The following is a 12431-nucleotide window of genomic DNA, read 5'->3' on the forward strand; positions in this document are numbered from 1 at the left end:
TGAAAAAACGAGAGTTTTTTCATAACTTACTTGACACTACCTTTCCGTCAGATGCATATTTCACCTCTATGACAATTCCAACATCCTCATCTTCGATACGAATCAAAATATCACTGAATCCATCTCCTGATTTCCTGTTTGACATGACAGACCAGTTTTCCTTGAAACCGAGAATTCCAAGAAGTAATCCGTGATAGAAGTTCTCTTTCGTTGGTTTTTTCACAAAAGTATCTCTGATACTGATTGTTTTCCTCATATAGTCTGTGAAAATACTTTCTTTTGCAACCCTGAGACATCCTGTTAAAATTGCAAATTTCAGGCTCTTATTCGTCTTCAAGCCATTCTCAAACAAGTTACAGATAAGTAATACCATCTCATCGTAGTAACCATTTTCATTTTCATTTGCTTTTGCCAATGGAACATCATATTCATCAAGAAGCACTATGACTTTCTTCTCATAATGCTTCTCCAATAATTCTGTAAGCTCTCTGATACTGTATACCAGTGAATCATTTGACATTTCTTTAGTTGATTTAATAGTTCCTGATCTGTCTCATCAAGTTTTCGGCTCTCGGAAAGAAATGACAATCTCCGCCCCTGATTAGTTTCTTAAAGTGTCGTCCTTATCCACTCATCTGCCAGCTCCGGCCAATCCTTTACTTCTTCATTCACTTGTTCTTTCTCACGCTTCGTCTGTCCGGTGAACATTTTCGCCATCTCATTCAAAGCCTGTTTCACTTCATCCGGCACTGGAAATGTCCCATCGTTCACAGCCTGACCTAATGCGAAAGTCTGCTCCAAAGTATACGGTTCTCCAAACTCTTCATTTGCCCATGCTTCATCAGCAAGCGACAATCCATGCTTTCCTTTTGAAAATGCATGGATTGCATACGGAATCTTCTTTTCCTGCAGAGCCTGTGCAAATAAAAAGGAATTCTGAACCGGAACCAGCTCATCCGTTACAGTCTGCCATAAGAAGCATGGCGGCATATCTTCTGTCACCTGTTTTTCCAACGACATATATTCTAACTCTTCCTCAGAAGCATCCGCTCCTAAAAGTGCTGTAAAAGAACCTCTATGTGCGTATTCACCGGAAGTAATTACCGGATAGGAAAGAATGACTGCATTTGGTTTTGCTGAGACAAATGCATACTCCCCTCTCTCAGCTTCTTCAAACTCCTGCCAGTGTACAGCAACACTTCCACATGCATGTGCACCTGCCGAGAATCCGCATAACATGATCTTATCTTTATCTACATGAAGTTCTTCGGCATGTTTTCTAATATAACGGATTGCGCGCATCAGATCCTGCATTGGCTGCATTTTTAATGGAATCATCTGCAACAGATTGGTTGTATAAGTTACAACTGCTGTCTGATATCCCATCTCATAAAATTTCTTTGCTACAATCTCGCCCTCTGATGGAGAAACCACAGTATATCCACCACCTGGAACGATCAGCATACATGGTCGTATTTCTTCGTCTTCATGGAAATATAATCGCATGTTCGGGATAAAACCGCATGCTGCTGCGTAATTGTATTCCGATTCATCCCATAATTGCACTTTATTCATAACTAGCTGCCTCCCTTACTACTGTCAGATTGCATTCTTATCCAACTGAAACTTCCCATTTTCATACTTCAGCGGCATGAATGACGGATGTTCTTTTCCAAATTTATTCGGATAATGTAAAACCAGATAATATTGATCCGAAAAACTTTTGAAAATCATTCCATGTCCACCATCGTGATCATATAATGGCTGACTGTCAATTTTCCAGTTTCCGTTAATTTCATTATTATCTGAATATGCCATAGCTTCTACATATCCTGTCTTTGCATTCGTTGACCAGAGCATATGTAATTTTTCATCCTCTGTTCGAATCAAAAATGGTCCATCTGTGACATAATTTCGGAAGAAATATCTCTTTACAAATGGCTTTGCTTCGGATGCTGAAAATAAAACAAATGGCTTGCCTACGCTTTCTTTTAAATCTTTACTCAATTCGATCGCACACATTGTCCCATCATGAATTTCTCTCCATTCATGGCAGAAAATCATGTATGGTGTTCCATTTTTTGCAATATATAACGTTCCATCCAGACATCTCCAGTTCTTTGGTGTCACATAACCATCTGACCAGAGTGTAAATGGTCCTTTTGGATTTTCTGCCACAAGTACAGCTGTCCCAAGCCCTTTTTGCTTATCTGCAAATGTCGCAAACATATAAAATTTTTCCTGATAATAATACACTTCCGGAGCCCAATAGCTCTTCTCACTCCAGAATCCATCCGGTCTGTGAAAGACCTCGAAAGGTCCTTCCCAGTTTTCCAGATCATCACTTACATATACATCGAAACCATACGCCTGCCCTACAAATGCAGTTTCACTTCTCGTTCCATAAAGATAATATTTCCCATCATAAGGCATAATATATGGATCTCTTATATTAATTTCATTACTCTTCATACTTAATCATTCCCTTTTTCATGCTCCTTCTTATTCAAAGCATTAACAACTGCTTCATACATCGGTCTTGCCTCCGGTGCAGCTCCAAGAAGCTCAGCCAGTGTCATTCCATATGCGAACTGAATCATAGGTCCTTCCAGCATTCCCGGTGCCATCTGATTAAACATTTCTACAGCAAGTGGTTCCGCAACGATTTCACCAAGTGTGCTGTCCATACTGAATCTCTCTACCGCAAGACTTGTCTCTGTATCATATTCATAATCATATACCCCGGAACCAACTTCGTGTACTTCCTCTTTTTCCGGAAGGACAATCACAGCTGTTGTGTTGGCCGGAACTTCTACATGGACATGAATTTTTCCATCCTTACAAGATGTATTAGCCACGATTTTTCCGTAAACAGATTCAAATTCTGTCCCCCACTCTTCGATAGCTTTCACGAACATCGGTTTCACCTGGAATCTCTTATATCCCGGCTCTAACTGAGATAATCCGGCAACTTTGCGGTACATCCAGTCACCTACAGAACCATACGCATAATGGTTCAGAGAGTTCATTCCTGACTCGTCAAATGTTCCGTCCGGTTTGATTGAATTCCAACGCTCCCAGATTGTTGTTGCTCCCATATTTACTGCATACAGCCAAGATGGATAATCTTCTTTCATAAAGAGTGTCGCTGCCATCTCATGAGCGCCATTTTCTGAAAGTGTATGACAGATATAAGGTGTTCCAACGAATCCTGTAGCCAGGTGATTTTTGTGGTTTCCAATATTTGTAAGCAACGTATTCAAGATACGTTTTCTATCCTTTTCTCTTGCAAGATTGAAATACAGAGAAATGATAGCACCTGTCTGTGTTTCACTTACAATACGTCCTGTCTCTGTATAATATTCTCGCTGGAATGCATCCAAAGTTGTTTCATAAAGATCCGCATACTTTTTCGCTTCTTCGTCTTTTCCCAGCACCTCTGCTGTTTGCTTCACAAGATCTGTTACATACAGATAGTAAGCATTTGCAATCATATATTTGTCTGTCGCTCCGGTTCTGTCCGCACTCTCTTCTTTGTCCAGTGCAAGCCAGTCTCCGTACTGGAATCCACTCTGCCAGAGACCGTTCTTTCCACAGTTATTCTTGATATAATCTACCCATTCATGCATACATTTCCAGTTTTCTTCCAGAATACCTTTGTCTCCGTAAATCTGATAAACAACCCAAGGAACAATAACTGCTACATCACTCCATGCGGAGGAACTGTAAGATCCCAGAATATCCGGCACTACATGCGGAACACCCTTTTCAAGGGAAGACTCTGCTGCCACATCACGCATCCATTTTTTGTAAAATAATGCTGTATTTCTGTTAAATGCCGCTGTCCAGGAGAATACCTGCGCATCTCCGGTCCATCCAAGACGCTCGTCTCTCTGCGGACAATCTGTCGGGATATCAAGGAAATTGTCTCTCTGGCTCCATGTAATATTACTTTGCAGCTGATTTACTTTTTTGTTAGAACAGTGGAAATCACCTGTCTTTTCTATATCAGAATGTGTCACACAGGCGAAAAACTGATCTGCTGTAAATTCTTCCATTCCTTCTACGCTGATATAACGGAATCCATGGAATGTAAAATGTGGACGGAAGATCTGCTCTTCTCCGTTGCAGATAAATGTGTCGATTGATTTTGCCTGGCGAAGTGTTTCCGGATAGAAGTTACCATCCTTGTCCAGAACCTCTGCGTGGCGAATCACAATTTTCTGTCCTTTCTCGCCTTTCGCATGCACTTCTACAACACCTGTAACAATCTGTCCGAAGTCAACAAGTTTTTCACCTTTTGGTGTCACGATCAGCTCTTTTCCAACAAGTTTCTCTGTGATACGAACAGGTTCATTCTCCTGTGCGGTAAGAACAGCCTTATCAAACTCTTTGACAACGACTTTTCCCTCTTTTATCTCCGGTGCATCTGTGTCAATTGTCTCACCCATGTAAATTTCACTGTAGCGGATCTCTCCTGTTTTTACGGACCATGTTTCATCTGTAGCGATTACATCTTTGCTTCCATCTTTATATTCAACATGAAGCTCTGCAAATGCTCCTGTCTGTGTACCATACTGATTCGGCTGGCAATAGAAACCAAGGATTCCTTTATACCATCCGTTTCCAACTGTAATTGCGATTTCATTTTCTTCTGCAAGCTGCTCTGTCACATCATAGATCTGATACTGCAGTCTGTTGTGATAGCTTGTCCATCCCGGTGCCATACGGTAATCACCTACTGTCTGTCCATTCAGTGTGACCTCATAAACTCCATGTGCAGTTGCATACAGACGGGCTTTCTTTACCTTTTTATCAATTGCAAATGTTTTTCCAAATACCGGGCATGCTGTCTCTTCTTCTGAGAAATCACTTGTGATCATCTTTGCGATAAACTCTGCATTGTCAAAAATTCCTGTCTCAAATGTTCCTCCGATGGATTCTACATTTCCATGGTTATCTGCCACAGACACCTCTACTTTGTAGAGCATTTCATCTGCCAGTGTTTCTCCTTCATAAGAAATCAAAACTGACTGGTCTGATGCTTTCTTCCCACTATTCCAGACAATGTTACCTTTTTCATCAGTCACCTTTATTTCATATGCAGTCTGTAAAGTATCCTTCTCCTGTGACTCTATTTTCCAAGAGAATCGTGGTGCTTTCTCTGTAAGTCCGATTGGATTTTCTCTGTATTCTGTTCTAAAATCATATAATCTCATTCTATTTCCTCCATTTTCAGTAAATCCACAAAAGGACAGAACCTCATTGGCAGTTCCGTCCCTTCATTTTATTCTATCATTTCTATTCTGTTTCTTTTCTCTTCTGCAGTTCTGCTACAATCTCAGGATATCTCTTCTCAAGATCATACTTCTTTAAGAGGATAAACATGATTACGAAAAGTGCAAGCGGAATGTAGATACCAAATACAAAGATTGCTGTATCTACCGATGCCGGCTGAACATCAAGTGCTGCTTTATAACCTGCTGCTGCGAGAAGCCATCCGATCAGGGATGCTCCGATACCGGATCCAATCTTACTTCCGAATGAGTTTGCACTGTTTGTCATACCTACAATACGTTTCCCGAACTTGTAATCATTATACTCAACACAGTTATTAACCATTGCTCCAAACAGACACATCAGAGGTATATTGGCAAATGTTGTAACAACACCACCTGCAATACATGTTGCAAGGCTATATGGAGTAAATACTCTGACTAAACAAGCTACAGCTCCCATAACACAGGAAATCATACAAGTTTTTGTCATACCTAATTTGGATGCCATCGGTCCTGTCAGGATAAATCCAAGGAATGTAGGGATCAGTCCGACTGCTCCAAGAAGTGCTACGATGTTATCATTTCCAAGAATATATTTTGCATAATATGTACCACCGGATGTGCTAAGTCCGTAAGAAATATTCATTATAAACTGAAGTACAAGCATGATCACCCAGTATTTGTTCTTGAAAAGAATCTTAAGGCCTTCTGCAAATGGCACATCCTCATCTTCACTTTTTTCCACAATCTGCACATTTTCCTTTGAAACCTTGTAAAGTAACAATAAAGAAAGTACTGAAATCAATCCAAAGATTACAGCAACTTTAATCCATGCACTCTGTGTTCCGCCAAGCATATTTGTAATCGGAATCAAAAGGATCGCAATGATCATTCCTGCAATATATCCGAATGCTGCACGGAAGATACCCATCTTACCACGCTCTTCAGAGCTCTCTGTACGCATAGCCATCAATGCTCCGTAAGGAATTGCAACTGCTGTGTAAACAACTGCTGTGATCAATATATTTGTGATCAATACATATGCTGCCTGTATTCCGCTGCCTGCATTCTTTGGCACTGTAAACAGTAACACGATCATTACAAATGCCGGAATCGCCATTCTAATGAACCAAGGACGACATTTTCCTTTTGGTGATTTTCCGGCATCCATGATTTTACCCATAAGAAGATCTGAAAATGCATCGATAATCTTTGCAACCAGAAGCATTGTCGCAACCATTCCTGCTGCCAATCCAACCTTCTCTGTATAGAAGTAAGTCAGCTGTCCCACCAGACCAGACATAATGTTCAGTGGCATTTGTCCAAGACCATCACCGAGATAATCTGTCATTCTCATTGATTTCTGAACTCCCATTGAGTCCAGACCAAGTTCTTTTTTTGTTTTAGCCATTTTTTGTCCCTCTCTTATTTTTTCCTTATCCCGTTATTCTCAGCTTACTGTGAATAACAACTCTTTATTACAATCTCATCCTATAATTGATTCAACGCATTTACCATCTGCTCAAGCATCTCTCTCTTAATTCCCGGAACGAAGCTTAGAAGCTGACGAAGCGGCATTCCTTCCATCATGGCTGCCATCATTTCCTGATTCACAACCCCTGACTGGTCATTTTCATTTGCTTCTGCCATATCCATTGCTGCATCATTCTGTTCCATTCCCTGCATGAATGGTGCCATCACAACCTGTGCTTTCGGATCACGCATCAACTCACCAAGACAAGTATTTAAGGAATATACCTTTGGAATTTCCTTTGTCGGATGTACCAAAATTTCTCCGCTTAAGCACATTTGATCTGCATTTTCTCCAATCATTACCTGATAACTACCTTCTTCTGCATACCAATCATGGATCTGAGTGTTCCAGTAAGCAAAAGCTCTCTCATCTAAAGTAAATGTAACTGTCTTCTCTTCTCCTGCCTCTAAGGATACCTTTTCGAATCCTCTCAGCTCTCTGACCGGACGTACCACTTCTGTCTCCGGAGCTGCAACATAAAGCTGAACAACCGTCTTTCCGGCACGTTTTCCTGTATTTTTAACCTTTACACTTACTTCTACATGTTCTTTGTCGGACATTTCTTTCTTATCCAACTGAAGATCACTGTATGCAAATGTTGTATAAGATAATCCGTAGCCAAACGGGAATGCTGTTTCCATCTTTCTGGATGTGTAATAGCGATATCCGACAAACACACCTTCCTGATAAACTGCATTGTCAAATCCTTTTCCATAAGTCAGATAACATGGTGTATCTTCCAGACGAAGTGGAAATGTCTCTGCAAGACGTCCGCTAGGATTCTTTCTTCCTGAAAGTACTTCCGCAACCGCTTTTCCTACAGCCTCTCCTCCAAGATAAGCTTCCAGAATTCCTTCCACCTGATCTTTCCAAGGCATGATAACCGCAGAACCATTATGAAGAACTACTACTACATGTTTCTGTACTTCAAGCACTTTTTTCACAAGCTCATTCTGGCAATTTGGAAGTTCCATATGCTTTCTGTCATATCCTTCCGATTCGAAGTTATCCGGAAGTCCAAGGAAAAGAACCGCTACATCAGCCTCCTCTGCAATCTTCACTGCTTCGCTCTGAAGTGCTTCTACAACTTCGTCTTTCTCATCCTGATATCCTTCTGCAAAAGTCACGTTCGCAAGTTCCGGAATTTCTTTTGCCGCATCCAGTGCTGACTCTACTTTCCAGCTATTGATGTGAGAACTTCCTCCACCCTGATATCTAGGTGTCTTTGCATATTTTCCGATAAATGCAATCTTCTTATCAGAAGTCAGTGGAAGAATTTCATTTTCATTCTTTAATAACACCATACACTCCGCTTCGATTTCAGCCGCTGCTTTATGATCTTTTTCATAATCAAATACAGCTTTCTCATCACGATTCTCTGTGTAACGGAAAATAATATTAAGAATTCTTTCACAAGCCTGATCAACTACGCTCTCATCAAGTTTTCCTTCCTGAACTGCTTTTACAATCAGTCGGTCATTTTCATAATCTCCAGGCGGCATCTCCAGGTCAAGTCCCGCAGCAAGAGATGAAATTCTGTCATTGACTGCACCCCAGTCAGAAACAACATATCCGTCAAATCCCCATTCTTTTCTTAAAACATCTGTCAGATATTCTTTACTGTCTCCAACAAATTTTCCGTTGATACGATTGTAAGAACTCATTACCGTCCATGGTTTTGCTTTCTTAACTGCACCCTCGAAAGATGCCAGATAAATTTCTCTTAATGTTCTTTCATCTGCATCAGAAGAATTTGTCATACGACGCTTTTCCTGATTGTTCGCCACAAAATGCTTTGCACTGGTTCCTACATTCTTGCTCTGAATTCCTTCGATCAGTGCTGCTGCTATCTCTGTAGATACATACGGATCCTCTGAATAGTATTCAAAGTTTCTTCCACAAAGTGGTGAACGCTTAATATTCATGGCAGGTCCTAGAAGTGTACTTACGTTCATTGCCTGACATTCCTGTCCGAGCAATTCTCCCTGTCTGCGAATCAAGTCACGGTCGAAACTAGATGCTGTTGCACATCCGGCCGGAAAGCAAATTGCTTTTTCGCTCTCATTGATTCCAAGATGATCTGCTGATTCTGCCTGCTTTCTGACTCCATGCGGTCCGTCTGTCACCATGACTTTAGGGATCCCTAGTCGTTCTATGCCCTTAAGATTCCAGAAATTAGCACCGGAACACATTCCTGCCTTCTCTTCCAGTGTCATCTGAGAGATCAAATTCTGAATTTTCTCTCTTTCCATATTGTTATTACCTCCTTATTATGATGTATTGCTAGTTACATTGTTATCGGGTTTTCATCATTGCTATATCATAACTGGAATATACGTCGTTTTATTTCATTTTTAAACTTTTATTTATATATTTATACTTTTATTATGATTTTTTCTATTGACTTGGGAAATTTTTTCGATTACGCTGATGACAGAAAGATTTAAATCCCTCTATTTTGTATCAAGAAAAGAAAGTGAAAACTTATGAAAAAGAATTATTCTCTGATTAATTTTATAAAAGCTTATTACCCAGATTCGAATATCCCCATGTATCTTTTTTCGGATGAAAAATGTATTTTCTGCATGCCGGAACAGGACGAACTGACTTATCCTCCATTCCAATATCTTCAAGAACTTTTTTCAGGTTCCGAGCGTATCACTTACTGTACAACTGAATATGGGATCATGTTTTGTTCTCTCAGATTAAATCACTGTAAAAACGGTTACATTGTTTTTGGTCCGGTCACAACTGTGCCTTATTCTGATTCTGATTCTGATCTGCAACGTTTATACAAAGACTACATGGTATCAAACGACAGCCGCTCTGACTTCAATTCCTTTCTTCGTCAGATTCCATGTCTGTCCCTGAGCTCTCTGTTAAAGAAATGCATCTTCCTCAACTACTGCCTGCACGAAGAGCTTCTTTCACTTGAACAGCTCACATCTATCGGACATGTATCGTCTGAAAACGATGTCATGTCAGATACCTCTCATCTCTTAGAAGAAACCTATCAAAAAAAGGAAAATGAGCAGCACAACCGGACTTATATTCTTGAAGAAGAAATCCTAAAACTTGTCCGCACCGGTGACTGCGAAGGGTTTAAAAAATTCGCCTATAGCGAGAGCAATTTTCACATTGGTGTTACAGGCTCCACTGCCCTGCGCCAGTTAAAAAATAATATTATCATCACTACTACCTTATGCACCCGTGCTGCGATTGATGGCGGACTTGACTATGATACTGCTTATCAGCTCTCCGACTATTTCATCCAATCCTCTGAGCGTCTGACAAGTGCAGATCGTTTAACTGATCTTCTTGGGAAAATCAGTTATACTTTTGCCGAAAAAGTAGCGCAAGCAAAAACGCCCGTCTCAACAGACGAGCGCATGCAAAAAGCCATTCGATATATTCAGCAGAATACAAACCAGCATCTTACAGTCGGAAATGTTGCTGATTATGTTGGATTTAGTAAATCTTACTTCTCTGCTTATTTTAAGAAAACGCTTGGTTTTTCCGTCAGTGCATTTATCCTTCGCTGTAAACTGGAAGAAGGAAAAGAACTTCTGCAATACACGGATAAGTCTATCAGTACGATCAGCGAATTCCTGTGCTTTTCCAGCCAGAGTCATTTTCATACCGCATTCAAAAAACAATTCGGAATGACACCTTCTGAATATAGGAAGAGTACCAACGGGTGAGCCAACGGGGACGGGGTTTAGTGGCTTTTCCGGCATGCCGAAAAAGCCACTAAACCCCGTCCCCATTGGTTCACCCTATTTTCTTCTTCACTATCTTATACCCAATCACACCTGACAAGATTCCAAACACAATTCCACCTAACACATCTGTTGGAAAATGTACATAAAAATATAATCTTGAAAATGCAATCAATACTGCCAAAACTCCTGCAATTTTCCATCCTTTTTTTGCACCTGCCAAATACAGAGCCGCAACGGAAGCAAAGGACGCTGCCGTATGTCCTGACGGAAATGAATAATCATGTGGTTTCGCTATAATAATCTGCACAGCAGTATTTATATCATATGGTCTTGTCCTTGCAATCAGATTCTTCAAGATTACATTGCACAATATTAAATCTACGATTAATGCAGCCGCCACAATAATTCCTGTCTTTCGAGTCTTCGGATAAATCAATAACACCGCTGCCAGTATGATCCAGATAATACCTGCATTTCCCAAACTTGTAATTGCTGCCATAAACTTGTCCAATATTGGTGTATGGATTTTCTGTAAAGCATCCAGAATTTGAAATTCGATTCCCATGTTTCTTATACCTAATTAGTTAATAAATGTTTCATGCAATTTACGCATTGCAAGATCTGTATATTCTTCATCGATCAGAACTGTAATACGGATTTCTGAAGTAGTGACCATCTCTGTATTTACACCGATGCTAGCCAGTGCCCCGAACATTTTAGCAGCGACACCGGAATGTGAACGAATACCCGCACCAATGACAGATACCTTAGCAACTTTTTCGTCGGAATCTAATTTTTTAATTCCAAGATAATCTTTGTTGTCGTTCAATAAATCTAACGCGCGAAGAAGGTCTGGTTTAGCTACTGTAAATGAAACAGATTTTGTTCCGTCTTTGCCAAGTGACTGGATCATAACATCGATATTGAGGTTATTCTTGTCTAATAAATTCAATAAACGGAATGTGCTGTCTGGGTCATTTCCAAGTCCAGCAACACGAATTTTAGCTACATTTTTATCGGCTGCTACACCGCTGATTAACATTTTCTCCATTTTTGTATTCTCCCTTACAATTGTTCCGGAATTTCGGTTCAGGCTGGAGCATACTAAGAGTTCCACACCATATTTTTTTGCGATTTCCACACATCTGCTATGGAGGACTTTTGCCCCAAGAGAAGCCATTTCCAGCATCTCGTCGTAAGTAATCTCTTCCATCTTTTGTGCATCCGGTACGATACGTGGGTCTGCAGTATAGACACCATCTACATCTGTATAAATCTCACAGACATCCGCATGGAGTTCTGCTGCTAAAGCAACTGCTGTTGTATCCGATCCGCCACGGCCAAGGGTTGTAATATCCTCATATTTGTTAATCCCCTGAAATCCTGTTACAACTACAATCTTATTGGCATCCAGTTCTTTTCGGATACGTTCTGAGTCGATTCGTTTAAATCGTGCATTCTGATAAGTTGATGTTGTCTGCATTGGCACCTGCCATGCATTTAACGATACTGCGCTGACTCCCATCTGGATCAGCGTCATGGCCATCAACGATACAGATACTTGTTCTCCTGTTGAAAGCAGCATGTCCAATTCCCTTCTGGACGGCCGTTCAGTAATCTGCTTAGCTGTTGCAATTAAGTTATCTGTTGTTTTTCCCATTGCGGAAAGAACAACAACAACCTGACTGCCGGCCTGCTGTTTTTCGATACAGCGTTTTGCTACATTGCGGATGTGTTCCAAATCAGCGACTGAACTTCCGCCAAATTTCATTACTGTAAGCATATTTTTTAATCTCCCTTTGATTCCTCAATAAGCCTTCCGTGAGATGGCAGACCTAACAAGAAATTTAATACTTGAATAGTATAGCACAATTGATTTCACGGAACAACCGCCGA

The 12431-nt window shown here is 40.5% G+C and carries 9 protein-coding genes; 1 reads left to right on the forward strand and 8 read right to left on the reverse strand.

From position 1 onward, the window contains the following. Positions 1-19: 19 nt before the first annotated feature. The 6 genes from LQE94_RS12005 to LQE94_RS12030 form a co-directional block, all read right to left on the reverse strand. Positions 20-520: an AAA family ATPase gene (locus tag LQE94_RS12005; protein WP_330638940.1), complete on the reverse strand. Its 501-nt coding sequence runs from the start codon at positions 518-520 to the stop codon at positions 20-22. 89 nt (positions 521-609) lie between these two features. Further along, positions 610-1575 (reverse strand): alpha/beta hydrolase, encoded by a 966-nt coding sequence (locus tag LQE94_RS12010; protein ID WP_118738100.1) that lies wholly within the window; start codon positions 1573-1575, stop codon positions 610-612. A gap of 24 nt (positions 1576-1599) precedes the next feature. Next, positions 1600-2472, reverse strand: coding sequence for a glycoside hydrolase family 43 protein (locus LQE94_RS12015; RefSeq protein WP_118738101.1), 873 nt, complete (start codon positions 2470-2472; stop codon positions 1600-1602). A gap of 2 nt (positions 2473-2474) precedes the next feature. Further along, positions 2475-5219, reverse strand: a complete 2745-nt coding sequence (locus tag LQE94_RS12020; RefSeq protein WP_240577799.1) for an alpha-L-rhamnosidase — start codon at positions 5217-5219, stop codon at positions 2475-2477. 82 nt (positions 5220-5301) lie between these two features. Next, positions 5302-6690, reverse strand: a complete 1389-nt coding sequence (locus LQE94_RS12025; protein WP_118738103.1) for an MFS transporter — start codon at positions 6688-6690, stop codon at positions 5302-5304. Between the two features lie 80 nt (positions 6691-6770). Next, the gene (locus LQE94_RS12030; RefSeq protein WP_240577800.1) at positions 6771-9065 is read right to left on the reverse strand and encodes a glycoside hydrolase family 3 C-terminal domain-containing protein; all 2295 of its coding nucleotides are present in this window, start codon (positions 9063-9065) and stop codon (positions 6771-6773) included. A 234-nt stretch (positions 9066-9299) separates the two neighbouring features. Between LQE94_RS12030 and LQE94_RS12035 the strand changes: the two genes are divergently transcribed. Continuing rightward, on the forward strand, positions 9300-10514 hold the full coding sequence (locus LQE94_RS12035) for an AraC family transcriptional regulator (protein WP_240577801.1): 1215 nt from the start codon (positions 9300-9302) through the stop codon (positions 10512-10514). 70 nt (positions 10515-10584) lie between these two features. On the opposite strand, the gene LQE94_RS12040 is transcribed toward LQE94_RS12035, so the two are convergent. Further along, positions 10585-11100 (reverse strand): phosphatase PAP2 family protein, encoded by a 516-nt coding sequence (locus LQE94_RS12040; RefSeq protein WP_240577802.1) that lies wholly within the window; start codon positions 11098-11100, stop codon positions 10585-10587. A 15-nt stretch (positions 11101-11115) separates the two neighbouring features. Continuing rightward, complete coding sequence (locus LQE94_RS12045) at positions 11116-12318, reverse strand: aspartate kinase (protein ID WP_022075359.1); 1203 nt, start codon at positions 12316-12318, stop codon at positions 11116-11118. Between the last annotated feature and the right edge of the window lie 113 nt (positions 12319-12431).

This window comes from Mediterraneibacter sp. NSJ-151, from assembly GCF_022487435.1.
Taxonomy (GTDB): Bacteria; Bacillota; Clostridia; order Lachnospirales; family Lachnospiraceae; genus Schaedlerella; species Schaedlerella hominis.